Genomic DNA, 24,478 nt, shown 5'->3' with positions numbered 1-24,478 from the left:
ATACATTATTCGGGTAACCTAATAAAATAATTAACGGATTTAATGATCAGTTAAAATGTTATTTCATATAAATCAATTATTTTTGGGCGATTTAGTGATATTGAATATCATTTATCGAAATAACTAAAAGTCTCGTCATGAAAAAAGTGATCTTCTTAAGTATACTATCTATATTTTTGGTGCAATGTATTTCTGTAAAACAAAAAGTAAAGACAAGTCCGAAGACAACAAATATTTCCAATAAAATTGAAAACGCTAACGCAAAACCTAAATTAATGGTAGGTATTGTGGTAGATCAGATGCGATATGATTATTTAATTCGTTTTGAAGATAAGTATGGCGATGGTGGCTTTAAACGTATGTTGAACAACGGATTTAACTGTAAAAACAATCACTATAATTACATTCCAACATACACAGGTCCTGGACATGCATCAGTTTATACAGGAACAACTCCAGAAAATCACGGAATTATAGCAAATGATTGGTATGACAAGTATGTGAAAAAATCTGTATACTGTGCTTCAGACGAACGTCAATCTTCTGTTGGAATAGAAGAAGGACAATGGGCAGGGAAAATGTCTCCACATAGAATGCAAACAACTACAGTAACCGACCAATTACGACTCAATACACAAAACCGCGGAAAAGTAATTGGAGTAGCAATCAAAGATAGAGGCGCTATTTTACCAGCAGGTCACGCTGCAAATGCTGCATATTGGTTTTATGGAAAAGATAAAGGAAACTGGATTACAAGTACCTATTATAGAAATGAATTGCCAACTTGGGTTAAAGAATTTAATGCTGCTGATGAAGCTGAAAAATATTTAAAAACTTGGAATACATTATATGATATTAATACGTACACCGAAAGTGATGCCGATTTAAATCCATATGAAGGAGCATTTACAGGCAAAGCAAATCCAGTATTTCCATATGATCTAAAAGCTTTGCAAACAGAAAATGGTGGATTTGATATACTAAAAGCAACAGCATATGGAAATAGTCTTACGGCAGATTTTGCCATTGCTGCCATTAAAGGAGAAAGCTTAGGTAAGGATAATGAAACCGATTTCTTAGCAGTTAGTTTTTCAAGTACAGATTATGTCGGACATCGATTTGGAGTAAATTCTAAAGAAATACAAGATACTTATTTACGATTAGATAAAGATATTGAACGTTTATTGCAAACGCTTGACGCAGAAGTTGGAGAAGGAAATTATACTGTTTTTCTAACAGCAGATCACGCAGCGGTTCATGTTCCTCAGTATTTACAAGACATGAAAATTCCAGCAGGATATTTTGACCATAAAGAATTAAAAACACATCTAACAAACTTTTTAGATGCAACTTTTGGAAGCAAAGAATTGATAGAGAATATGTCTAGCGGACAAGTCTTTTTGAATCATGCAGAAATTAAACGTTTAAAACTTTCTGCTACAGCAATTGAAAATGCGTTGCAAAGAGAACTATTAGCTTACGATCAAATAGCAAAAGTATACACGCGTACTGCATTGATGAGTAGTGAGTTTACACATGGAATTGCTGCAGCATTACAAAAAGGATTCAATCAAAAGCGCTCAGGAGATGTTTGTTATGTGCTAGACATTGCTACGATTTCGTATTCACGAACTGGTTCAACGCATGGTTCTGGATTTAACTATGACACACATGTACCGTTATTATTTTATGGAAACGGAATTCAGCAAGGTGAAACATTACAGCGTACAGAAATTACAGATATTGCGCCTACAATTTCAGCATTATTGCAAATTTCATTACCAAACGCAGCAACAGGAAATCCGATACAAGCTGTATTGAAAAATTAAGGTTCGCTAACTCCGTAGGATTTTAAGAACTCAAGTACTTTTTTACGATTTCTGGCAGAAATTGAAATTTCACTATCGTTAGACATGATAACCATGCCTTTTTGGGAGATCTTTTTGACATGCTCAAGATTTACCAAAAACGAACGATGAATTCGGTAGAAATCGTCATTTTCTATCATGGTTTCTACTTTCTTCAAATTCTTTGAAATCAAAAAGTTTTTATGCTGATTGGTGTGAACCAATGTATAATTTCCAGATGCTTCACAATACAAAACATCAGAAGTTTTAATACGTTTATACTCGTTCTTTTCAAAAACCGTGATGACTTTATTTTTATTCTGTATTTGCTTCTTTAATGCTTCATACTTGCGCATATCAAAAGAAGAATGCTTCAAGCTATACATGTCAAGCACTTTCTTAATTTCTGTTTCTTGTACAGGTTTATTAAGATAGTAGAATGCAAAATAATCCATGGCTTTCTCTTTATAATCTAAAAAGCCAGTTGTAAAAATCACTTCAAACGTCATTTGATCTTTTAGTTCATCTAACACTTGAAAACCGTTTCCATCATTTAATTGAATATCTAAAAAAACAATATCAGGTCGTTCTGTTTCAATCAAAGTCACAGCATCATTAACATTTGATGCCCAACCAAGAATTTTGATGTCTTTGTGTTTTCTTTTAAGAATAGATACTAAATATTCCATAGAAGATTGTTCATCTTCAATGATAATAGCATGAATCATGTGTATTTTTATTTTTGATGTTAGGGGGTTTTTTGAAAGACGTTGTTGTCAGCAAAATACGGTTAATTTATGAAAGAACGTAACTTTTTGTAAAAAATACGTGCTTTTATCTATTATTTTTCTGACTGCTTAATGCCTAAAAAACTTTTTATTTTGTGCAACATTTGTGTGCGCCTGTATGTGCGAATAAAGCTTGCTTGTGCTTCCGTAACCATTTTTGGAGTCTTAGCTTTTTGGGCAGCAAAAAAACCGTTCATATAATCTAAAAATACTTTCAAGCTTTTCTTTTTAAGACTAATTTTGCATGAAGAAATAAATGAAATCCAAAATCCGTAGCCTAATTTATAAAAAACAGCACCATGATTTCGATGGACTTTCTGTTTGTAAGCGTTTCCTGTAGGTTTTAAATGTTTTATCTGCAATGATTGGTCTACATGAACTTTCCAGTCGTAAAAACGAGCTAATAATACATCTGCTGTGTCCCAACCTAATGACTTTTGCAAGCCGCCAATTTGTTCAAAACATGCTTTTCGATAAGCTTTAAAAGGTCCGCGGACATGATTTTTATCTGCAACAGTTTCATAAATCCAGTTTCCGTCTTTTTCTACATATGCTAATCCACCAGCAATGCCAATCTTTTCATCATTTTTAAAATGATTACAGATGGTTTCAAAATATGTAGTTGGTAATATGATATCTGCATCGAGTTTTACCACTATATCAAAATCATCATCTAAGGTTTCAAAACCTTTATAAAATGCATTGATGACTTTACTTCCTGGTAAATGTTCATTGCTAGCATTGGTGTTTACTTTTGAGATGAAAGTGTGTTTGCTTGTAAATTTATCGATAATAGCTTCAGTATTATCTGATGAATTATCATTAACCACGACTACTTTTTTGGGCAGTACAGTTTGTGACACAATAGAAGTCAGCGTCATTTCAATAAATGCAGCTTCATTATGCGCAGGAATGACAATGTAATACTTCATAAACTATGCTTTGCGTTCTGCATAGACGGCATAATAACGCGGAATTAAGTGACGAAGAATTGGGCGAGGCGCAATTGGTGGACGCGAAGGATTTGTCCACTTTTTAGTTTTTTTAATTTCCCAGCCAGATTTTTCCAATAGCCAATCAAATTGCCAATCTTCAAACTCGTGGTAATGTCTGTCCCAAGGATCTGTTTTGCTACGATACGCTGTTGCAAACCACAAACGTAACGGAACTGTAACAACAAGTTTTTTGGCTTTAATTTCTTTTAAAACATTAAAAGGAGCTACTAAATGCTCAAAAATTTCAAAAGCTGTTACCACATCGGCATCACTTTCTTGTACAGATGAAAAGTCTTCGTCTAAATCTTCTCCTTTTGTATTCTCTACAACATAACCTTCTTTGCTCATAATCTCAGAAAAAGGATTGGTAACTCCTAAATCTAAAATTTTTGAACCATCAGGAATTACTTCCTTTAAAAACTCTAGGGTGTATTTATAACGCTTATGCGGATAAAATTTGTTGTACATCTGTTGAAATTCTTGGTATTACAAATATATGCAAAAGAGTTAAGGAGTGTATAGCTTTCGTAGTTTATGTTTAGAAAAGAAGTTTGCAGTAAAATATTAGTATCAAGTATTGAGAATTTAGTATCAAAACTTTAGGCATTCTTTTGATTTATCTACAAGTGAAACCACAAAATTATTGGGTAATGTTTCTTCGTTTTTGTCCCAATATGGTATAAACTTAAAATTTTATAAAAATGAAAAAACAAAATCTTAAAAACTTAAAACTTGCAAAAAAGACGATTTCTAAAGTATCAGACCAAACTCTTGGAGGAGCTCATAGAACCGCAGGATGTTATACCGTACAAATTTGTCCAGTAGAACCAGATACAGGAAATACACTAGAGCCAATTCCAGAACAGCCAACATTGTTTGAAGCGTCTAGATGTTTTTGTTACTCAGTAACATGTTAAAAAAGTAAATGATGTACTAAGAGAAAGCGAACCAAAGTTCGCTTTTTTTTACAGACAATTTTTTCAAGAGCATAATTGGTTGATAAAAAGTAAGTTAAAACCGTAATGTAAGCCGTGTCAATTTTTATAAATTCAAGATGATAAATATCAAAACTATTTTATATTATGAAAAAAAAGACATTAAAATTATTACGACTCACTAAGAAATCTATTTCAAACCTTTCTCCACAAAAAGGAGGAGGAGTAAAGTTAAAACGCAGTGATCATGGAGGTGCTACTTGTTTGGTTTGCCCTTCATTCGCAACAGTTTGTCCAGAGTGCCCAAGTGGAGAAATTATGTGTCAAAATCAATAACAGATAGTAAGTCATTCTTTAAAAATAAGTCACGTTCCTTACAATTATGTACATTTGTGATTATAATATGTTCTACGATTGGAAAAACACCAAAAAGAAGTATCATCACAAACGCTAAAATTCAGCATCATCAATTACATTGGTGCTGCTATTGGAATTGTGTCTACGCTTTTTATTTATCCAAATGATAAAGAGTTTTTAGGAATCATGCGCTATATTTTTGATGGATCGCAAATTCTGATGGCATTTTTTGTATTTGGAACTTCTCAATCGCTCGTAAATTATTTCCCAAGATTTAAAGATTCTGCTGAAAAACGAAATATCTTTTTTTCTTCTACGTTATTAATTGTTCTTATAAATACAATCATTTTTTCGACAGTATTTATATTATTAGTTCGACCTTTAGCAGGTTTGGCAGGCTACAACCATACATTTCATTATTTGGAATATTCTATCATTGTAGGTTTGGCGTATGCAATTATGGATATTTGTAAACGGCAAGTGTCAAATTACAAGAAAATTGCCATTCCAACAGTATTGGAACGCTTTTCAGTAAAGCTTTTTTTTCCAACCATATTTCTATTGTTACTTAGTGGTATTATTGATGTAGATACAGGAAAATATATTTATGTCATTTGTTTTATGATCATCATGATTGTTGCATTATGGTATGCGAAGAAAGTGGCAAACATTCAATTCAATTTTAATACTAAGAAGGTTTTCAATCGTTCTTTTCGAAAGGAATATGCCAAGTATAGCATTTTTGCATTTTTTAGTATTTTGGGTTCGATGTTGGCTTTTAAGATTGATGGTTTAATGGTACCAAATTTAATAGAACCTGAACATGCAGAAGGACTTACGCAGTTTGTGTCTAATTCAACAGCGATGACAGCCAATGGAACGTATAGTATTGGTGTAGTTTTGGCAGCAACCTTAGCAATTCCTGCAATTGGTTTGTATACCATTTACAGTCCGATCATTACAGAATATATTGCAAAGGATGACATTTTTTCTTTAGGAAAAAAATACCAAGAAGTCTCTAAATTGTTGTTCGCTATTGGCGGATTTTTACTCTGTTGTATCTTTTTAGGTGTGGATGATTTATTTTCAATTCTTCCCACGAGAGAAAACTTAATAGATACAATTCCTGTGATTTTAATTTTGAGTTTTAATGTGGTAATTGACATGAGTACTTCGTTCAATTCACACATTTTATTGTATTCGAAATACTATCGTTTCAATATGGTGGCGATTGCTATTTTAGTGGTGTTGAACATTTCGTTGAATATTTACTTTATCAAATATCTCAATTGGGGAATAGAAGGCGCAGCCTATGCAACTTTGATTTCCATGACCTTATACAATAGTGTGAAGCTAATTTTTATTTACACGAAATATAAGATTCAACCCTTTACAAAAAAACATTTGATACTATTGCTCGTATTTTTTGGAAGTGTAAGCTTGTTACATAATATTCCAACAACAAGTTATATAATTTTAGATATTATTCTAAAAGTTGGAACGTTTATGATTTTTAACGGGTTTGTCACTTACAAACTACGTATGATTCCTGTCTTAAACGATTGGATTGCTGAGAAAATAGGAGTGAAGTAGTTCCTGTTTTTATAGGGATAAAAATGGTTAGTGACACCTAACTACAAAATGTTCTAAAAAATCAATCTTTTTGAATTGTTTCAATAGACGTTTTAATTCCTTTTATAAGTGAAGAACTAAAACCTTGGTGTTCCATTTCGTTGAGTCCAGCAATAGTACATCCTTTTGGCGTAGTAACTTTGTCAATTTCTTCTTCAGGATGATTGCCATTTTGGAGTAATAATTCGCTTGCACCTTTTACGGTTTGTGAAGCAATTTTTGTGGCAGTTTTAGCATCAAAACCAATTTCAATTCCACCTTGAATCATCGCTCTGATAAAACGCAAAGCATACGCAATTCCGCAAGCGCCTAAAACAGTTGCAGCGTCCATCAAGTTTTCGTCAATTTCAATGGTTTCTCCAAGAGCGTCAAAGATAAAAGTTGTCTTTTTGATATTTTCTGCGGAAGCATTTTTAGAAGCTAAACAGGTAAGTGATTCGCCAATAGCAGCTGCTGTATTTGGCATGGCACGCACAATCTGAATATCAGTATGTAAACATTTGGAAAGTTGTTCCAAAGAAAAATCGCTAATCACAGAAATTACTAAATGATTTTTGGTAATGTGTGGAGAGAGTTCTTTTAAAACACTTTCAATTCTGTATGGCTTTAAGGCAAAAATTAGAATTTTAGCTTGTTGCACTGCCATTATATTGTCAGAAGTTGTGTGTACATGTTGCGCTTTCAAATCGTCCAAAAGTTCAACCTTAGTACGCGTTACGTAAATCTGTTGAGGATTGTAGTTGTTTTTTAATAACCCTTGCGCAATAGATTTACCTAAATTTCCGCCGCCAATAATGGCAATTGTATCTTGATTCATGCTAATATTTATAAACAACTGCGTTGATATTCATTCCTGCGCCAACACTTGCAAACATAATGATATCGCCTTTTTGTATATCTTGATTTTCTACTTCTCCTTTGGTTACCATATCAAATAAAGTTGGAATAGTAGCAACCGAACTATTTCCTAGCTTATGAATGTTCATCGGCATAATTCCTTCTGGAGTTTCTTTATCGAAAAGTTTATAAAAACGTTCTACAATAGCTTCATCCATCTTTTCATTGGCTTGATGAATAAATATCTTTTTTAAATTATTTATAGAAACTCCGCTTTTATCCAAGCAGTTTTTCATGGCTAATGGAACATTTGTCAATGCAAATTCGTAAATCTTACGACCATACATTTTTATATAACGTGTGTCTTTACACAATTCTTGATTGTTTGATTTTCCGTAATACAAATAATACGCTTCATCATACGCAAACGTAGCCGTTTCATGCGCAATAATACCACTTTCTTCATCATCATCATTAGAAGCTTCAACAATAGTTGCTCCAGCGCCATCAGAATAAATCATAGAATCACGGTCGTGCTTATCGACAACTCTTGAGAGTGTTTCTGAGCCAATAATTAAACATTTTTTTGCAATTCCAGCTTTTATGAATGCATAAGCTTGTATCATTCCTTCCAACCAACCAGGACAACCAAAAAGTAGATCGTATGCGACACATTTTGGGTTTTTAATGCGCAGACTATGTTTTACTCTACTTGCTAAACTAGGAACCATATCACTTTGAATTGTACCTTGCTTTACATCACCAAAATTATGTGCATAAATGATATAGTCTAATTCTTCAGGATTCACATTTGCATCAGCGATTGCTTTTTCGGCAGCAAAAAATGCTAAATCTGACGAGCAGTGATGATCTTTTGCATATCTACGTTCTCCAATTCCCGTGATGGATTTGAACTTTTTTATAATTACATTGGTATTTTGCTTGAAAGGACTGCCATCATCGTTTAAGAATTCATGTTGATGAAAATCTTCATTTGTTTCAACTTCAGAGGGAATATAGCATCCTGTCCCAGTTATTTTGACATTCATACTAATACTAGTTTTAAGATTTAAGACAACTAAATTAAGGATTATACATCTTTAATTACTTGGGAAACGGTTCAAAAATGTAATTTTTGAGGATAATGTATTGAAATGTTAAGGTTTTGAAGAATTCTTAAAATAAAACCTTAAAAAATGAAAATAATTCAACACTAAATAAAAAGAATTGAAAAAAAGGAGCGTTTTTGTGAACGCTCCTTATATGTGTTATGCTTCTGCGTACGCTTCAATAGGCGCACAAGTACAAATTAAATTTCGATCTCCATAAGCGTCATCAACTCTACGAACTGATGGCCAAAATTTATTTTCGGCAACAAAAGGTAATGGAAATGCTGCTTTTTGACGAGAATATGGAAGGTTCCATTCGTCAGCAGTTAGCATGCTAAGCGTATGTGGTGCATTTTTCATGACATTATTAGTATCGCTTGCAGATGCTTCTGAGATTTCTTCATGAATTGCCAACATTGCATCACAGAATCTGTCTAATTCAGCAACACTTTCACTTTCTGTTGGTTCAATCATGATGGTTCCTGCAACAGGGAAAGACACTGTTGGCGCATGGAATCCGTAATCCATTAAGCGTTTTGCTATATCAGTTACTTCAATTCCATTTTGTTTGAAAGGTCTGCAATCAATAATCATTTCATGAGCACATCTTCCACGCTCATTTGTATAGAGAATATCAAATTGTCCTTCAAGTCTTCCTTTGATGTAGTTTGCGTTTAAAATTGCATATTCGGTAGCTTCTGTTAGTCCTCTAGAACCTAACATTGCAATATATCCGTATGAGATTAAACATACTAAAGCACTTCCCCAAGGCGCCGAAGAAATTGCCGTTATAGCTTTTTCTCCACCAGTTTTAATAACTGGATTGCTTGGTAAGAAAGGAACTAAGTGTGCAGCTACACAAATTGGTCCAACTCCAGGTCCACCGCCGCCATGCGGAATGGCAAAGGTTTTGTGTAAGTTTAAGTGACAAACGTCAGCGCCAATTGTAGCAGGATTTGTCAATCCAACTTGTGCGTTCATGTTGGCACCATCCATATATACTTGTCCACCGTTATCGTGAATAATCTTTGTAATTTCTTTAATTGTTGCTTCAAAAACACCATGTGTTGATGGATAGGTAACCATTAACGCAGCTAAGTTATCTTTGTGTAATAATGCTTTTTCACGTAAATCGTCTACATCGATGTCTCCGTTTTCTGTGGTTTTTGTCACAACAACTTTCATTCCTGCCATGACAGCACTTGCAGGATTTGTTCCGTGCGCTGATGAAGGAATTAAACAGATATTTCTGTGTGTATCACCATTTGCTTCATGGAAAGCTCTAATGACCATTAATCCTGCGAATTCTCCTTGCGCTCCAGAGTTTGGTTGTAATGAAGTACCAGCAAATCCAGTAATAACATTCAATTGGTGCTCTAATTCTTTTAGTAGAATTTGATAACCTTCTGCTTGCTCTACAGGAACAAATGGATGAATATTATTCCACTGTGCTGAACTTAATGATAACATTTCTGCAGCAGCGTTTAGTTTCATCGTACAAGAACCTAGAGCAATCATAGAATGATTTAATGATAAGTCTTTACGTTCTAGTTTTTTGATGTAACGCATCATTTCTGTTTCTGAGTGGTAGCTATTAAAAACAGCTTCTTCCATAAATGGAGTTTCACGTACTACAGAAGGTAATATTTTTGAATTGTTTGTTGTTGCAAACTCGACAGTATCTTTTTCTACTGCTGAGGCAAAAATAAATACGATATCGTTTAAATCTTGTGCTGTTGTTGCTTCGTTGATTGAAATGGCAATGGTTTCATCGTCTATGTAGCAAAAGTTTACTTCGTTTTGCTCTGCAATTTCCTTCACTTTTGCAGCATTTGCTTTCACAACAATAGTGTCAAAGAAAGCTGTATTTATTTGCTCAAAACCTAAAGTTTCAAGTGTATTTGCTAAGTCAACAGTTTTTGCATGTACTTTGTTCGCAATATATCTCAATCCATTTGGACCGTGATATACAGCGTACATTCCAGCCATGACAGCAAGTAATACTTGTGCTGTACAAATATTTGAGGTTGCTTTATCTCGTTTTATGTGTTGTTCACGTGTTTGTAATGCCATACGTAACGCGCGATTGTCATCTGTATCTCTAGTGATTCCGATGATACGACCAGGAATGTGACGTTTGTATTCTTCTTTTGTTGCAAAGAATCCTGCATGCGGACCACCATAACCTAATGGAATTCCAAAACGTTGTGTTGTTCCAACTACGACATCAACTCCAAAACTTCCTGGCGATTCTAACAATACTAAACTTAAGATATCTGCGGCAACAGCAACTTTGATATCGTTTGCATTGGCTTTTTCTGTGAAGCTTCTGTAATCAAAGATTTGTCCGTATTTCCCAGGATATTGTAGTAAAGCACCAAAATATTCTGATGAAAAGTCAAATGTTGAATGATTTCCAAAAACCAATTCAATTCCAATAGGAATCGCTCTTGTTTTTAATAAAGAAATGGTTTGTGGTAATACTTCATCAGAAACAAAAAACTTGACAACATTTGCTTTTTTCTGCGCTCTAGATCGAACAGCGAATAGCATTGCCATAGCTTCTGCAGCTGCAGTACTTTCGTCCAATAAAGAAGCATTTGAAAGCTCCATACCGGTAAGCTCAGTTACAACAGTTTGAAAATTTAATAAAGCTTCTAGTCTTCCTTGTGCAATTTCAGCTTGGTACGGCGTATATGCAGTATACCAACCTGGGTTTTCAAAAATATTACGTTGAATTACAGGTGGCGTTACAGATTCGTGATATCCTAAACCAATGTAAGATTTGAATATTTTATTATGACCAGCAAGATTTTGCATGTGTGATAAAAATTCATTTTCGCTTAGCCCTTCAGGAAGTGCAAGCGTGTTTTGTAAACGGATTTCATCTGGAATAGTTTCGTTAATAAGTTGTTCAAGTGAATCAACTCCGATGGTTTGTAACATATGTGGAACGTCTTGTGTACGAGTTCCATTATGTCTTAATGAAAAAGAATCAGTTTTCATCGGCTATAATTTTTCTTTTTTATAGTTGTGTATATTTCCGCAAAAGTACAACTAAAAAATCACTTCTTTACAATTTTACAAGCTTGCTAATATGGAAAGTTTTTAACGAAAAAGTTAGTTTATGAACAGTTTAGCTATTTTTGTTTGATGAATGTTTTAAAAAAGCTTTTCAATTTTTATTTAGATAGCAGTATTCATATTGGATTGAGTGTATATGCTTTAACATATACCACATTGTTATTGTTTGATTTGCCATATGATGAAGCTGTTCTATATTTCACATTTTATGGTACAATTGTGACGTATAATTTTATAAAATATGGAAGTTTAGCTAAGCAATATTTTTTTGTCACTACAAAATACATGAAAGTAATTCAATTTTTGAGTTTTGTATGTTTTGTGTTGGCAGCTTATTATGCGTTTCAGTTGCAGTTTAAAACATTGTTAATAGCTGTTGTATTAAGTTTTTTGTCTTCTCTTTATATTATTCCTTTTTTACCTAATAGGAAAAACTTAAGAACACTTACGGGCTTTAAAATATCTATTGTTGCTTTGTGTTGGACAGGCGTTACGGTGATATTACCACTTGTAAATACAGATGTTTCTATTGTGGAAACTAAAGTGTTGTTGACTTGTTTTCAACGTTTTGTATTGGTGTTGATTTTAATGATTCCTTTTGAGATAAGTGATATGTCGTATGATGCGGAAGGATTAGGGACATTACCACAGCGTATTGGAATTAAACGCACAAAACAGATTGCTTATGTGTGGGTTTTACTTTTTCTAGGATTGGATTATTTTATTAGAAATACTTGGTCTGAAGCTTTTTATATTACCGTAGGATTGAGTGTAGTTTTGTTGTTTTCTATTTGGTATTCGGGTACAAAAAAATCGAAATACTTTACATCTTTTTGGGTAGAAAGTATTCCGATTGTATGGTCTTTACTTTTATTACTTGTGTAATTAGTATTTGCTCATTTCTTCCTGCAGCTTGCGTTGCATTTCATCTTTTTTGTCTTTTTCCATTGCGTCAATATTAGATTTCTCTACAAGTTTTGTCAACTTGTTATTGTTACTAGAATACGCTCTTGTAATACGACACCAAGACAATCTTACGTTTAATTTTACTTTTTCCCAGAAGCTAGCTTCTCCATATTGCGTTTTGTCGCAGATATGTTTTGCTTCCTCACAGGATATGAAAAATTTATTTTTTGTATTCATTTAATTTATTTTAATACCAGTTTTGTTCGAGGCATCCAGAAAGAGCTGTTCTGGCTCTATGGATGATAACCCACAGGTTAGACGCAGTTATATTTAATTCATTACAAATAGTTTCAGTATCATATCCTAAAATGGTCTTCATTTTAAAAATAGTGGCTTGTTTTTCAGGAAGCTTGTCAATACAATCTTCGATAGCAAGTCCTAATTCTTCGTTCTGAATTTGATCTTCGGCATTTTTATCATAGCCGTCTGCAACACGTTCTTCTAACCAATCTCCTTCAGATTCAGTGTCGGAGTTGTAGTTTATTCTAACTTCGGCTTGTCCTTTTTTAGAATTTATTTTACGATAATAATCAATGATCTTACGCTTCAATATGGAGATTAACCATGTTCTTTCAGATGCTTCTCCTTTGAAGTTTGCCATTGATTTTAATCCTGCGAAAAATGTCTCTTGGACTAAATCTTGCGCAGTTTCTCTATCTTTTACCCTTACAATTGTGTAATTGAAAAGATAATCAGCATAGAGCGTAATCCATTTATTTGGATCCAGTTGATTATTTGGCATTTGCGAACTAATTATTTTTTCAAAAGTAATTGATAATTGTTGAAATAAAAAATTATTGCCAAGTAAGAAAAAAGCTCAGTTTATTAAATATCACAATTCTGCCAGTTGTTTGATATGTTGATTTCGTTCTAGTAGAAATTTTGTTAGATATGATTTTAGGATAAAGTAGTTAAAAACGCGCCCAAAAATACCGTAGGGAACTTCATATTTTAAGATATCTGTCATTTCCGTTTTCGTTCCTATTTGCTTAAAAATATGTTCATGGTGAAAACTTTTGAAAACACCATTAATCATTTCATCTACAAAGTATGTGGGCGATTCCATTGCAGAGATGAAACTTGTGTGTTTGAGATATATTCCAAAGTGCTTGGCGCGCCACGTTACGGTTTCGCCTAAATTAATTTTGCCAGAAGTTCTTCCTGCAATTGCTTTTTCACGTGTGTTATTGCTTGAAGCTTCATGCTCAGAAATATCTCTGGAAAGATCAAAAACCGTCAAAATTGGAGCTTTAATGTGTGTTTTTAGGTGAATTGTGGTCACTGTTTTTTATTAAAATTTAGTTATTGATTTTTTAGGTTCAACCGTAATCGCAGAACCTTCCATTAAAAATACGGAATCAGGTTGCTGTTTGGTAAGATGTGCAAACTTTTTTCCGTAATTCAGTTCAAAATCTATCTGTACGTTGTAATAATCTACAGCATAGTATAACCATTTTGGATGTGTGACTTCGTATTCAAATGTCTTAGAATCGTCATACTTGGTATAGCCGAAATAGTGCTCTGTGATGAATTCTATTTCTGAGTTTTCAGGAAGCATTTTAGGATTGTTTTCTGCTTTTACACTGATAGATTGCTTTATTCTTTTGTTGTGCCATGTGTACAAAACTTCAATACTTTTTGGTGTCATATGCCAATTATGTGACATTGGCAACGTAATGTAATGTTCGTTGTATACGGTGTTTGCTACGAAACTTAAAATACGTTTCGGAACAATTTCCTGAATAAAAACCGTACCGCGTTTCCAAATATTGCCTTCTTTTCTTTTTACATAAAATCGTAAGTTGACTTCTTCAAATGTATGTAAAGAAGGCATTTTACAACCTAAAACTTTTGTGTTTTTAAACATAAAACCAACAATACTGACCAAGCATTTTCCTTCCCAAATATCCAATTCAGTTCCTTTAGGGACATACTCTTCCAACAATTTAGGGTGAACCGTATAATTGATGAATATTAATTTTCGCCATTCAGCAGTTAAAAAACTCATATTGTTTTTGTTATCTAGTTATAATTTCTTGTACTGCTTTTTCAACAGTTGGATACTGAAATTGAAAACCAGAAGTTATTAATTTTTCAGGAATTACATATCTGCTTTTTAAAATCAATTCAGCTTCAGTTTTTATGATACGAGCGCCTATTTTGAGTAACCATTTAGGTTGAAATAGTCCAATAGAGACGTTCATTACTTTGCGAAGTATTTTCATAAAGTCTTTGTTTGGCAACGGATTTGGAGCTGTGATATTGAATATTCCAATTTTATTTTCATCTAATAAAAACGCTACAGCACGACAGAAATCGTGTTCATGTATCCAACTTACTTTTTGATTTCCTTTTCCTTGCGTTCCACCTAAACCTAGTTTCGTTAGATTTTTTAATGGAAGAAATGCACCACCATTTTTTCCGAGCACTATAGATGTTCGCAAGGCTATTTTAAAAGTTTTTGGTGTTTTACAATCGTAAAAAGCTTTCTCCCAAGATTTTGCTACATTCATAGAAAAATCGTCACCAATGATACCATTTTCTTCTGTCATTTTAGTATCTAAAGAATGTTTGTAAATAGTCGCTGTAGATGAGTTCATCCATACTTTAGGAGGTACTGCACAAGCTTGCACAGCTTCTCCTAAAATTTTTGTTGAATAGATTCTAGAATTTAAAATTTCTGTTTTGTTTTTTTCGTTGTAACGGCAATCAACAGACTTTCCGGTAAGATTGATTAATACATCTGCACCCTCTATTTCGGTAATCCAAATGTCTAATGTTTTTGCATCCCATTGTACGTAACGCAACGCATCATTTCCTGTTTCTTTTACGTTTCTAGATAGAACGATAATTTCATAATTTTTTGGTAAAAAGTATGTTATAAGAGCTTGTCCTAAAAAACCGCTTCCACCTGCAATGACCATTTTTTTCATAGCGATTCTTATTTTTGATACCCAAAGTCTGGTTGTTGTCCAATATTTGTTTGTTGGTTGTGTTGACGTTGTCTAGCCACTTTTCTCCCGCGAAGGAATAAGAATAAATTTAAGAGTAACATTACACCAAGATAAATAGAGAAACCTCCAATTTTTCTACTTAAAATTTCAATGAGTCGTTGACTCGTAACTTCATCTGTGTAACTGAAATATGCAATTTTCATGATGACTAATGCCCAACCTATGTTGATTAAATAAAAACCTACTTCAAAAAGCTTATTGGTTGCGATGGCAATGTTTTCTTGACCTCTAAAAATTTCTACCATAAAACTTTTGCCGCTTTCAAAAAGCTTTTTAGAGACAAAAATGGTAAGTCCGATGACAATTGGTAAATAAATAAAATACGCGATGACAATTTTTGTTGATTCCATAATACTATTAGTTAATTCTTTGTTTTTTTTTGTTTAAAAATTTAATCCAAAAGATGTTGTTATAGTGCATAATTGCAAGTGCTAAGATTGTTTTGCCTAATACATCACAAAGTGCATTCATCATTTCATATACATTTTGTACAGTTTCCCAATACGCAATGGTAATTGTGGCTGCACCCAAGTTGATTAGGTAATATCCAATAAGCAAGAGCTTGTTTAGACTTGCTACGATTTCAGGATCATTTCGTAAAATATCACACATAAAAACTTCTCCATTTTTGTAAAGAATCCAGCCAACCTTTACCGTAATATAAAAGATGATAGGAATGTATAATATGTAACTAATGATATTGAAATTCATGACTGCTTATTTTGTTGCTGTAATGATGTAGTATCCAAAACTTTTTAAGCTTAAGCTTGATAAAAGAGCTGCAAACGAACCTTTTAGGTTTTTCATACTTTCTGTTTTTAGTGGTTCTTTTTTGAATAGTTTTTTTAGAATAAATCCACTAATTGTAAATGGAACATGTAAGACAGAAGGCGCAACTCTGTACCAAATATTTTGAACTTTAATGTTTTTAAAACCTAGTTTTTCTAAATCTGCTTTTACGCGATGAATATTTGCTAAACTTTCCAAACTCCAAGATTCGCATAAGCTTCGATATGTATATTTTGCAAGTGGATTCATTTCGTTGACGTCTTTTTTTGTGAAGGCATCTGCAATGACAAAAGTGGAACCTGGTTTTAAAATTCGATAGGTTTCTTGTAAAGCTTCTGTGCTACAACCTGAGTGACACAAACTTTCAATTGCCATAGCTCCTTCAAATGAATTTTCAGGGAAACAAGTATTGGTGTAATCCCTATTGAGAATTGTTCCTCTACTAGATTTTAGAAGTTCATTTCCTTTTTCAACTTGAAAAGGTGTAATCGTTAATCCAGTAATAGCAACTTTTGGATACTTTGCAATTCCGTAACGAATAGAGCCGCCCATACCACAACCTAAATCAACAATATGTTTCTTTTTATTTTTTATTTGTAAACGTTCAAATACAGCACGATTCATTTCATTCAGCATTCCTGCACGTCTGAATACACAGGTTTTGAAAGGAACAAAATAGCCAAAGTGCATGTTTAAGTCTTTGCTCCAAAAACTATAATCTTCGGTAGCTTCATTATAAAAATCAATGACTTGTTCTTTGTTAGAAGGTTTCTGGATTTCCTTTTTTAAATAGGTGAGTAGACATAGATTTTTCATAATACTTGTTGTTTAAGTTGATATACGATGTAAGTGAAATATGTTCCGAGACTCATTGGAAGCAATATGATTAAACACATTGTGAGAGTTCCTGATAAAGGAGAACCTTCTCCAATAGTTACCCAATAAAAAAAGCACAATAGAAATATGGTACTGAGTATGCCATAAATAGAAAGATGCTGTTTTATTTTTTCAGAAAACTTATCAAAATTGAATAGTAATACGAAGAATAAAATAATTTGAATTCCTCCTAATAATATTTGCATGAACATTCCGTAAATAATCGTTAAATACAGTGCTAAGGTGATGTAGTAAAAAATGTTGTTGGTATAATAAATGAATTTCATAACTATTGTATTTTTTAAAGTTTCAATATTTTTTGAAACTTTGTTTGAAATAAAAAAGGAAAATGAATTCCTTTCGTGTTTTATTTTAAGAGTTTAATGAACGTTTTAGTGATCCAATTTGCCTCTTGGTTTACGACTCGATTCATAATGGAGTCTGCCGTTTCTGCTAACTCATGAAGCGCTTTTGTTTGCTTTATGAATTCTTGCGTAGTTTTAGACCCGTCATCTTCAATACTACTTACTTCTTTGAGTACTTTTAATGTTGGTTGAATTTCTCTTCGGCTGCGTTCGCGTGCAATCTGTTTTGCTAGTTCCTGTATGTCTTTTTCGGAAGAAAAGAATTCTTTTCGTTCGCCAACAACAGATGTTTTAAACACAATTCCCCAATCAATTAATTGTCGTAAGTTCATGCTTGTATTACCTCTAGAAATATGCAATTCTTCCATAATATCTTCCATTGATAATGGTTCAGGAGAAATTAAAAGTAACGCATGAATTTGTGCCATTGCTTTATTAATTCCCCATAAAGTTCCTAATGAACCCCATGTTTGTATAAACTTGCCTTTTGCTTCTTTGTAATTCATAGTACAAATGTATAATAATTTTTAAACTTTCAATAATTTTTGAAAGTTTATTTTGATAAAAAGATTGTTTGAAGAAGAAAAACTATGATTATAGGGTACTTATCAAGGCAATTTTTATTTGATGCGATATTTTAAATAGAAATAATCTGTCGGATTTGTCATGTCGCATTCTTCTGGATTTTTAGCGTATACAATAAATTCAGTATCAGAAATCCAATGTATAGAAAATGCATCAATCATCATGTTATTTTTGTCTAACTTATAAGGGTATGACCAGGAGTTTGTTTGTAAAGAAGCGTAATTTTGGTAACGACCATCTTTCAATTTATTTATAACAATGAATGTTTGCTGCATACATTCAAACTCATTAAAAACTGCAACACTATACTTTTTTGAGGGAGATATATATGGATAACCTGTAAACTGTTGAATTGTGTCGCCTGTTTTTTTGTTGAGAATCGTATATAATTCGTTCATAAAAAACATACGTTCACTAACCAGATATGAGTCTGGAAAATCTTTATGGAATACTACATTGAAACTTCGTGTTGGATTGTATTCTGTTTTGTATGTTGAATCTTTAAGTATTAGTTTTTTACCATTTTCAAAAGGCAGCGTAAGTATTTTTCCTTTTTTATAAGTGGTATCAATTGTAGGTGTTTTGAAGCTTTTTTGAGCCTTACTTTTATACGTATTATAATGTACACGTTTGATGTCAAATATTTCTCTGAGATCAATATTAGCATGTTCATCATCAGGAGTAGTGCCAAGCTTTAAATATTCATATGCATACAAAGAATTTTCATCTTTAGCATTCTCATAAAAGTCATATAAAAAGCCTGCAAAAACATAACCAATATTAGATGGTTCAATATAGAAATCTTTTCCCTGCGTTACTTTTGTAGGATCAAGAATGATTCTGGCTTTTGGAGCTTTTATTGTTTTTCCTTCATCTTTTATAGTAATGGAATCTTTGGTGTAATCAATAATATAAGCTGTTTTTCCAAAAGGTAGTTTGCCAATAGGTTTTCCAACAGAATCTCTAATAATTAAACCATTTTGTGCTTTTACTGTTTGTTGTGGCATTTGAGATAAGTTTCCTTGAAATTCTCCTAAATATCGATAATGTTTAAAGGTAACAGCTCTATTACTTGGCTGAATTATTCCGTTTTTTCTAATAATGTATTCTATAGTAGTATTTAAAGAATCATCTTCAATATAGAGTACATTTCCAGACATGTATGTTCTAGTGGTAGAACCTCCTTTTTTACCATGAGAATCTGTCAACATTAGTCCAACTATTTCGTTGTTTTTGTTATAGGTGACAATATAAGTTGTTCCAAAATTAACAGTATCTGTAATTCCTAAAAGTAATGTCTTAACGTTAGCTGTAGGATTGAGACTCGCGAGTAATCGATATTCTTGCTTCGGATTATATGTTAAGGAAGTTTTATTTAGTTGAAGTTCTTGAAATTCTTTTTGAGTGATTAGTTTTCCATGAACATGATATTGTGGAACTCGAAATGGCTTTTCAGTTTGAATGATTTGTATTGAATCAAGATATGTTAAGTTCGCTGCTTTTTCAGTGGCTGAAATTGATTTCTCTTTAGTAGATGTATTTGTATTATTTTTACACCCAAAACATACTAGAAGCAATAGGAAAAGATAATTTGTATAGCGCATAGTATGTTTTGAGTGAACTTTATTATTTGGTTTTAATTTGCCAATAAGCCAGCACGTTTTAATAAAGCATCTGGTTTTGGTTCGCTTCCGCGGAAACGTTTATATAATGTCATTGGATGTTCTGTTCCACCTTTAGACAATACATGCGTGACAAATTTTGAAGCAATTTCTTTACTAAAGATATCATGTTCTTTAAAATATTCGAAAGCATCAGCATCTAATACTTCTGCCCATTTATAACTATAATATCCAGAAGAATAACCACCTTGAAATATATGTGAAAAAGCAGTACTCATCGCTGTTTTAGGATTACTTGGAAACAAGCGTGTTTTATCAAAAGCAGCTTGTTCGTGTGTTTTTAAGTCTGTAATTGAACTCGGATCAATTCCGTGCCAACTCATATCTAACAAACCAAAACTCAATTGACGTAAAGTCGCCATTCCTTCTAAGAAGGTTGCCGAAGCTTTAATCTTTTCTATGTATTCCATAGGAATTACTTCGTCAGTTTCATAATGTCTGGCAAAGATAGCAAGTGCTTCTGCTTCATAGCACCAGTTTTCTAATACCTGACTTGGCAATTCTACAAAATCCCAAAACACTGAAGTTCCACTTAAACTTGGATAGGTTGTGTCTGCTAACATTCCGTGTAAGGCATGTCCGAATTCATGGAAAAGTGTAGTAACTTCATTAAATGTTAATAACGAAGGTTTTGATTCCGTAGGTTTTGTAAAATTACATACAATAGATACATGCGGACGCTCTACGTTTCCATCTTTTCTTTTTTGCGATTTGTAAGAAGTCATCCAAGCGCCATTTCGTTTTCCTTTTCTAGGATGAAAGTCTGCATAAAATACAGAAACGAAATTGTTTTGAGCGTCAAATACTTCGTATGTTTTTACATCTTCGTGATATACATCAATATCAAAGACTTGTTCAAAACGCAAGTCAAATAGCTTGTTGGCAACAGTAAATGCACCATCAATTACGTTTTCAAGCTTAAAATATGGTTTTAATTTTTCATCATCTAAATTGAACAGTTCTTGCTTCAATTTTTCTGAATAATACGAGCTATCCCAACTTTGTAATTGATCAATTCCGTCTCGTTTTTTAGCAAAATTTGATAATTGTTGAAACTCGCGTTCTGCAGCAGGTTTAGCTTTTTCTAAAAGTTCATTTAAAAACGAAAATACTTTTTCAGGTGTTTCTGCCATGCGTTCTTCTAGTACAAAATGCGCATGTGTTTCATATCCTAACAGATTAGCTCGTTGATGACGTAACTTTGCAATTTCCAACACATTTGCTTGATTGTCTAATGCATCATTTTTAAAACACTTTGATCCGAAAGCAGTTGCCAATTGTTCGCGTAATGCTCTATTTTCAGCATATTTCATAAATGGAATATAACTAGGATAATCTAATGTGAAAATCCAACCTTCTTTGTCTTCACTTTTCGCGACTGCTTTTGCAGCTTCCAAAGCTCCATTAGGTATTCCAGCAACATCCTTTTTATCTGTTAAGTGTAATTGAAATTTATTCGTTTCAGCCAATACATTTTCGCCAAAAGTCAAACTCAATTTAGAGAGTTTTTTATCAATCTCACGAAGCGTTTCTTTCTTTTCACTAGCTAAGTTTGCTCCATTTCGAGAAAAGGATTTAAACTTTTTATCTAACAATGTTTGTTGCTCTGTTGTTAAGTTCAGAGAATCTTTTTGCTCATATACAGTTTTTACTCTTTGAAACAAAGCTTCATTAAGTGTAATATCATTAGAAAGTTCAGTCAATTTTGGAGAAATTTCTTGTGCTAACTTTTGAATTGTCTCGTTGGTTTCTGCTGAATTAAGATTAAAAAATATACTTGTAATACGGTCCAATTGTTCTCCAGAATATTCCAAAGCTTCAATAGTATTTTCAAATGTAGGAATGCTTTCATTTTTAGTGATGGCATTAATCTCCTCTTTTGTACGTTTAATTTCTGTTTCAATCGCAGGCTGAAACTCATTTACGTTTATTTTAGAAAAAGGTGCTGTTGTATGTTTTGTGGGAAATTTTGTATTTAAAACTGTCATTTAATCGGTCTATTTGATCACTTCGTCGAAATCCAATTTTCAACTTTGTAGGAAAAGGTTATTTTTACAACAAAGTATATAGATTTATTCAACAAAATATTTTTGAGTAATTCTTTAAAACCAAAGATAAAGAATTTACGTAGATAATAATAAAAAAAGCCCAATGATGAAGAGACTACAAATATTTAGCCTATTTATGTTAGTAATGACTAGTATGATGGCACAGCCTCCAACAGATGGTTATTATTTAGATGGGGTAGATGATTATATAGAACTAAATGATTCAGATAATATTAACACGGTAACTGTTAATAATAGAACGGTAGAGGGTTATTTTAAAGTTGATGATGCTACAAACAGACAAATTATTTACAAAGAAGGTGGTGGTTCACGTGGAATTGTCATATATGTAGAAAATGATTATGTGGTACTTGGAGCTTACAACAGATCAAGTGGAGATTACAGCCCACGTTGGAATGGAACATACTTTAGAGAACCTATAAGTGATGATACTTGGTATCATGTAGCATTAGTATTTGATAATTTGGCTGTTCCAGTAAATGACCCAATTGCAGCATCTGATAATACAAATATGAAATGGTATTTAGATGGAACATTGATGGATTCACGCGCTGGATTTGAAATTAGAAGTCATTCAGGAGATATCAATCTTGGACGATCAGATTCCAATGTACGTTATCCTAATTGTAGTACTTGGACTTCAGGAGGAAGCTCAGAATACTGTTTTGACAATAATAATCAATCTAATTCTAATTATTACTTTGCAGGATCTATTTGGGGGTTTAGAGTTTGGGATGATGTACGAACAGTTACAGAAATTGACGATAACAAAGACGTATTAATAACAACAGTTGGAACAGATAACTTAGTTGCTGCCTTAGATGGTGATACGATTACATACTTAGATGATAATGATGCTGTAACTACAGATACAGCAAGTAATAAAACAGTAGTTACTTGGTCGTCTACAGCAAGTTCAACAAGTTGGACTAATGGAAGTAATTGGATAGGAGGAAACGCTCCCGATGCTACCAAGTTAGAATCAGTTCTAATTCCTTCATCAACAAATTATCCAGTACTTAGCGCACATACAATTGTTGGAGAACTTACAGTAGAAGCAACTGCAAGTATTACCGTAAATGCAGGAGCAACTTTAGATGTGTATTACGATCTTAGTAATGATGGAACGATTACTGTAGAAAATGACGGTGCTTTATTAGCTAGAGAAAATAGAGCAGTTAAAGGAACAGGAAACTTTATTGTAAAACGTGACTCTCCTAATTATACCGATGCTATGTTTTATTCATATTGGTCAACACCAATAGATGAAGCAAGCGCTACAATTGCTACTATTTTTCCAAATGTAGGCGGATATGATTATTATTGGAATGCCTCTGCAACAAACGCAGCTTGGAATAATGATCATACAGAAATGGAAGTCGGAAGAGGATATGCCTTCAGAGCAAATCACTTTAACGTAGAAACTGCAGAATTTGATGGTACAGTTAACAATGGAGATATTACAGAACCTGTATATTACACGGTTGATCCAAATACCAGCGAATCTGGTTATAACATTATAGGAAACCCTTATCCTTCGGCAATCGATTGGGAATCATTTCAAGCCGATAACTCAGATGTAATTCAAGGAACAGTGTATTATTGGAGACAAACAGACGCGCCTATTGGTGACAACTTAGCTTCCGATTATATAGAATACAATAATACAGGGTCTAATCCTTTGGGAGCAGCAGATGGAAACATAGGAACTGCGCAAGGATTTGCAGTACAAGCAAAAACAGGAGGCGGAACTGTAACTTTCAAAAATACGCACAGACTTGTTGCGAAGAATACACAATTCTTTAGACCAGGCGGAAATTCTGGAGGAATGATCTCACGAAAATCAGCAAATAATAATAGTCAAACAGACGGACGTTTATCGTTACGTTTGTCAGGCGGAGGATTGTATGCTACACAACTTATAGGTTTCATTCCAGAAGGAACTACAGGATATGACGATACTTACGATGGTGCATTTATTAATGAAGGTGCAGGAATTGAATTTTATTCTTATTTAACTGACAGTAAAATGTCTATTCAAGCATTTCCAGAATTAGTAGATACTGACATGGAAATTCCGTTAGGATACCAAGTATTGTCAAGCGGAACGTACACCATACAAATTGATGCAGAATACTTATCAGAAGATTTTGATATTGTTTTAGAAGATAGATACGAAAATACATTTACAGACCTAAGACAAACGTCATATTCATTCACAACGAGTCCTACAGAAGAAAACGATCGTTTTTTCTTAAAAGCTCAATATAGAAATACGTTGAGTATAGAAGATGCAGCGTTGACAACTGACCAAGTAAGTGTATTGTTTAAAGGAGATACATTACAAACGATTACAAATCGAACAGATATTGAAACAATTACACTATATGATATCTCTGGGAAGAAATTGTTACAACGCGAATATGCAGATACGATAGTAATGCCACAACTATCTAAAGGTGTGTATCTTGTACAGTATACTTCAGAAGATGGTTTACTACTGACAAAAAAAATATTAAAGTCCTAAAAAAGGCTTACGAAAAAGTAA

At 33.1% G+C, this 24,478-nt stretch carries 24 protein-coding genes; 6 read left to right on the top strand and 18 right to left on the bottom strand.

The genetic code is table 11. The features are described from left to right. Positions 1-137 precede the first annotated feature (137 nt). Positions 138-1,829 (top strand): alkaline phosphatase PafA, encoded by a 1,692-nt coding sequence (gene pafA / locus ACOQOS_RS09710; RefSeq protein WP_420574771.1) that lies wholly within the window; start codon positions 138-140, stop codon positions 1,827-1,829. Here pafA and ACOQOS_RS09705 read toward each other — a convergent pair. The 3 genes from ACOQOS_RS09705 to ACOQOS_RS09695 all read right to left on the bottom strand — a co-directional run bounded on the left by ACOQOS_RS09705 (position 1,826) and on the right by ACOQOS_RS09695 (position 4,098). Then, positions 1,826-2,575: a LytR/AlgR family response regulator transcription factor gene (locus ACOQOS_RS09705; protein WP_420574770.1), complete on the bottom strand. Its 750-nt coding sequence runs from the start codon at positions 2,573-2,575 to the stop codon at positions 1,826-1,828. The two genes, pafA and ACOQOS_RS09705, sit on opposite strands and share 4 nt — an antisense overlap. Positions 2,576-2,688: 113 nt before the next feature. Next, positions 2,689-3,567, bottom strand: a complete 879-nt coding sequence (locus ACOQOS_RS09700; protein ID WP_420574769.1) for a glycosyltransferase — start codon at positions 3,565-3,567, stop codon at positions 2,689-2,691. Positions 3,568-3,570: 3 nt separating this feature from the next. Beyond that, entirely contained in the window at positions 3,571-4,098 is a 528-nt protein-coding gene (locus ACOQOS_RS09695) for a methyltransferase (RefSeq protein WP_420574768.1), read from the bottom strand. Between the two features lie 233 nt (positions 4,099-4,331). Between ACOQOS_RS09695 and ACOQOS_RS09690 the strand changes: the two genes are divergently transcribed. The 3 genes from ACOQOS_RS09690 to ACOQOS_RS09680 all read left to right on the top strand — a co-directional run bounded on the left by ACOQOS_RS09690 (position 4,332) and on the right by ACOQOS_RS09680 (position 6,515). Then, complete coding sequence (locus ACOQOS_RS09690) at positions 4,332-4,547, top strand: hypothetical protein (protein ID WP_420574767.1); 216 nt, start codon at positions 4,332-4,334, stop codon at positions 4,545-4,547. A gap of 165 nt (positions 4,548-4,712) precedes the next feature. Beyond that, positions 4,713-4,901 carry a hypothetical protein gene (locus tag ACOQOS_RS09685; RefSeq protein ID WP_420574766.1) on the top strand — a complete coding sequence of 63 codons (189 nt, stop codon included), beginning with the start codon at positions 4,713-4,715 and terminating at the stop codon, positions 4,899-4,901. Positions 4,902-4,979: 78 nt separating this feature from the next. Then, positions 4,980-6,515, top strand: a complete 1,536-nt coding sequence (locus tag ACOQOS_RS09680; protein ID WP_420574765.1) for a lipopolysaccharide biosynthesis protein — start codon at positions 4,980-4,982, stop codon at positions 6,513-6,515. 61 nt (positions 6,516-6,576) lie between these two features. Here ACOQOS_RS09680 and proC read toward each other — a convergent pair whose 3' ends face one another. The 3 genes from proC to gcvP form a co-directional block, all read right to left on the bottom strand. Beyond that, complete coding sequence (gene proC, locus ACOQOS_RS09675) at positions 6,577-7,371, bottom strand: pyrroline-5-carboxylate reductase (protein ID WP_420574764.1); 795 nt, start codon at positions 7,369-7,371, stop codon at positions 6,577-6,579. 1 nt (position 7,372) lies between these two features. After that, a complete protein-coding gene (locus ACOQOS_RS09670; protein ID WP_420574763.1) occupies positions 7,373-8,440 on the bottom strand; it encodes a 3-oxoacyl-ACP synthase III family protein in 1,068 nt (355 codons plus the stop codon). A gap of 219 nt (positions 8,441-8,659) precedes the next feature. Beyond that, complete coding sequence (gene gcvP, locus ACOQOS_RS09665) at positions 8,660-11,506, bottom strand: aminomethyl-transferring glycine dehydrogenase (protein ID WP_420574762.1); 2,847 nt, start codon at positions 11,504-11,506, stop codon at positions 8,660-8,662. A gap of 147 nt (positions 11,507-11,653) precedes the next feature. Between gcvP and ACOQOS_RS09660 the strand changes: the two genes are divergently transcribed. Beyond that, complete coding sequence (locus tag ACOQOS_RS09660; RefSeq protein WP_420574761.1) at positions 11,654-12,469, top strand: hypothetical protein; 816 nt, start codon at positions 11,654-11,656, stop codon at positions 12,467-12,469. Here the strand turns inward: ACOQOS_RS09660 and ACOQOS_RS09655 are convergent, their stop codons facing one another. The 12 genes from ACOQOS_RS09655 to ACOQOS_RS09600 form a co-directional block, all read right to left on the bottom strand. Continuing rightward, positions 12,470-12,727, bottom strand: a complete 258-nt coding sequence (locus ACOQOS_RS09655) for a hypothetical protein (RefSeq protein ID WP_420574760.1) — start codon at positions 12,725-12,727, stop codon at positions 12,470-12,472. It abuts the gene before it with no gap. Between the two features lie 10 nt (positions 12,728-12,737). Beyond that, a complete protein-coding gene (locus ACOQOS_RS09650) occupies positions 12,738-13,292 on the bottom strand; it encodes a sigma-70 family RNA polymerase sigma factor (RefSeq protein WP_420574759.1) in 555 nt (184 codons plus the stop codon). Positions 13,293-13,382: 90 nt separating this feature from the next. Then, the gene (locus ACOQOS_RS09645; RefSeq protein WP_420574758.1) at positions 13,383-13,832 is read right to left on the bottom strand and encodes an SRPBCC family protein; all 450 of its coding nucleotides are present in this window, start codon (positions 13,830-13,832) and stop codon (positions 13,383-13,385) included. A 9-nt stretch (positions 13,833-13,841) separates the two neighbouring features. Continuing rightward, positions 13,842-14,558, bottom strand: a complete 717-nt coding sequence (locus ACOQOS_RS09640) for a YqjF family protein (RefSeq protein ID WP_420574757.1) — start codon at positions 14,556-14,558, stop codon at positions 13,842-13,844. Positions 14,559-14,568: 10 nt separating this feature from the next. After that, positions 14,569-15,483, bottom strand: a complete 915-nt coding sequence (locus tag ACOQOS_RS09635) for a TIGR01777 family oxidoreductase (RefSeq protein WP_420574756.1) — start codon at positions 15,481-15,483, stop codon at positions 14,569-14,571. A gap of 8 nt (positions 15,484-15,491) precedes the next feature. Then, positions 15,492-15,914 carry a hypothetical protein gene (locus tag ACOQOS_RS09630; protein ID WP_420574755.1) on the bottom strand — a complete coding sequence of 141 codons (423 nt, stop codon included), beginning with the start codon at positions 15,912-15,914 and terminating at the stop codon, positions 15,492-15,494. Between the two features lie 7 nt (positions 15,915-15,921). Continuing rightward, positions 15,922-16,275, bottom strand: coding sequence for a hypothetical protein (locus ACOQOS_RS09625; RefSeq protein ID WP_420574754.1), 354 nt, complete (start codon positions 16,273-16,275; stop codon positions 15,922-15,924). A 6-nt stretch (positions 16,276-16,281) separates the two neighbouring features. Then, entirely contained in the window at positions 16,282-17,169 is an 888-nt protein-coding gene (locus tag ACOQOS_RS09620; RefSeq protein ID WP_420574753.1) for an SAM-dependent methyltransferase, read from the bottom strand. Continuing rightward, a complete protein-coding gene (locus ACOQOS_RS09615) occupies positions 17,166-17,516 on the bottom strand; it encodes a hypothetical protein (RefSeq protein ID WP_420574752.1) in 351 nt (116 codons plus the stop codon). Before ACOQOS_RS09615 ends, ACOQOS_RS09620 begins: the two co-directional genes overlap by 4 nt. Positions 17,517-17,596: 80 nt before the next feature. Continuing rightward, positions 17,597-18,100, bottom strand: a complete 504-nt coding sequence (locus ACOQOS_RS09610) for a GbsR/MarR family transcriptional regulator (protein ID WP_420574751.1) — start codon at positions 18,098-18,100, stop codon at positions 17,597-17,599. A 114-nt stretch (positions 18,101-18,214) separates the two neighbouring features. Beyond that, complete coding sequence (locus tag ACOQOS_RS09605) at positions 18,215-19,783, bottom strand: hypothetical protein (RefSeq protein ID WP_420574750.1); 1,569 nt, start codon at positions 19,781-19,783, stop codon at positions 18,215-18,217. A gap of 32 nt (positions 19,784-19,815) precedes the next feature. Next, positions 19,816-21,849 carry a M3 family metallopeptidase gene (locus ACOQOS_RS09600; protein ID WP_420574749.1) on the bottom strand — a complete coding sequence of 678 codons (2,034 nt, stop codon included), beginning with the start codon at positions 21,847-21,849 and terminating at the stop codon, positions 19,816-19,818. Positions 21,850-22,012: 163 nt separating this feature from the next. Here ACOQOS_RS09600 and ACOQOS_RS09595 point away from each other — a divergent pair, with 163 nt between their 5' ends. Beyond that, the gene (locus tag ACOQOS_RS09595; RefSeq protein WP_420574748.1) at positions 22,013-24,457 is read left to right on the top strand and encodes a LamG-like jellyroll fold domain-containing protein; all 2,445 of its coding nucleotides are present in this window, start codon (positions 22,013-22,015) and stop codon (positions 24,455-24,457) included. Positions 24,458-24,478: the final 21 nt, after the last annotated feature.

The organism is Kordia sp. (genome assembly GCF_965224175.1).
Classification (GTDB): Bacteria; Bacteroidota; Bacteroidia; order Flavobacteriales; family Flavobacteriaceae; genus Kordia.
The sequence above is the reverse complement of the archived record's forward strand: the minus strand, read 5'-3'. Positions and strand labels throughout refer to the sequence as shown.

Excerpts from the sequence above, each read along its gene's own strand:
- ACOQOS_RS09600 (WP_420574749.1), bottom strand. The coding sequence starts at position 21,849 with ATGACAGTTTTAAATACAAAATTTCCCACAAAACATACAACAGCACCT.
- ACOQOS_RS09705 (WP_420574770.1), bottom strand. The coding sequence starts at position 2,575 with ATGATTCATGCTATTATCATTGAAGATGAACAATCTTCTATGGAATAT.
- ACOQOS_RS09655 (WP_420574760.1), bottom strand. The coding sequence starts at position 12,727 with ATGAATACAAAAAATAAATTTTTCATATCCTGTGAGGAAGCAAAACAT.
- ACOQOS_RS09630 (WP_420574755.1), bottom strand. The coding sequence starts at position 15,914 with ATGGAATCAACAAAAATTGTCATCGCGTATTTTATTTATTTACCAATT.
- pafA (WP_420574771.1), top strand. The coding sequence starts at position 138 with ATGAAAAAAGTGATCTTCTTAAGTATACTATCTATATTTTTGGTGCAA.
- ACOQOS_RS09690 (WP_420574767.1), top strand. The coding sequence starts at position 4,332 with ATGAAAAAACAAAATCTTAAAAACTTAAAACTTGCAAAAAAGACGATT.
- ACOQOS_RS09610 (WP_420574751.1), bottom strand. The coding sequence starts at position 18,100 with ATGAATTACAAAGAAGCAAAAGGCAAGTTTATACAAACATGGGGTTCA.
- ACOQOS_RS09650 (WP_420574759.1), bottom strand. The coding sequence starts at position 13,292 with ATGCCAAATAATCAACTGGATCCAAATAAATGGATTACGCTCTATGCT.
- gcvP (WP_420574762.1), bottom strand. The coding sequence starts at position 11,506 with ATGAAAACTGATTCTTTTTCATTAAGACATAATGGAACTCGTACACAA.
- proC (WP_420574764.1), bottom strand. The coding sequence starts at position 7,371 with ATGAATCAAGATACAATTGCCATTATTGGCGGCGGAAATTTAGGTAAA.
- ACOQOS_RS09695 (WP_420574768.1), bottom strand. The coding sequence starts at position 4,098 with ATGTACAACAAATTTTATCCGCATAAGCGTTATAAATACACCCTAGAG.
- ACOQOS_RS09640 (WP_420574757.1), bottom strand. The coding sequence starts at position 14,558 with ATGAGTTTTTTAACTGCTGAATGGCGAAAATTAATATTCATCAATTAT.
- ACOQOS_RS09620 (WP_420574753.1), bottom strand. The coding sequence starts at position 17,169 with ATGAAAAATCTATGTCTACTCACCTATTTAAAAAAGGAAATCCAGAAA.
- ACOQOS_RS09635 (WP_420574756.1), bottom strand. The coding sequence starts at position 15,483 with ATGAAAAAAATGGTCATTGCAGGTGGAAGCGGTTTTTTAGGACAAGCT.
- ACOQOS_RS09605 (WP_420574750.1), bottom strand. The coding sequence starts at position 19,783 with ATGCGCTATACAAATTATCTTTTCCTATTGCTTCTAGTATGTTTTGGG.
- ACOQOS_RS09685 (WP_420574766.1), top strand. The coding sequence starts at position 4,713 with ATGAAAAAAAAGACATTAAAATTATTACGACTCACTAAGAAATCTATT.
- ACOQOS_RS09660 (WP_420574761.1), top strand. The coding sequence starts at position 11,654 with ATGAATGTTTTAAAAAAGCTTTTCAATTTTTATTTAGATAGCAGTATT.
- ACOQOS_RS09670 (WP_420574763.1), bottom strand. The coding sequence starts at position 8,440 with ATGAATGTCAAAATAACTGGGACAGGATGCTATATTCCCTCTGAAGTT.
- ACOQOS_RS09615 (WP_420574752.1), bottom strand. The coding sequence starts at position 17,516 with ATGAAATTCATTTATTATACCAACAACATTTTTTACTACATCACCTTA.
- ACOQOS_RS09595 (WP_420574748.1), top strand. The coding sequence starts at position 22,013 with ATGATGAAGAGACTACAAATATTTAGCCTATTTATGTTAGTAATGACT.
- ACOQOS_RS09700 (WP_420574769.1), bottom strand. The coding sequence starts at position 3,567 with ATGAAGTATTACATTGTCATTCCTGCGCATAATGAAGCTGCATTTATT.
- ACOQOS_RS09625 (WP_420574754.1), bottom strand. The coding sequence starts at position 16,275 with ATGAATTTCAATATCATTAGTTACATATTATACATTCCTATCATCTTT.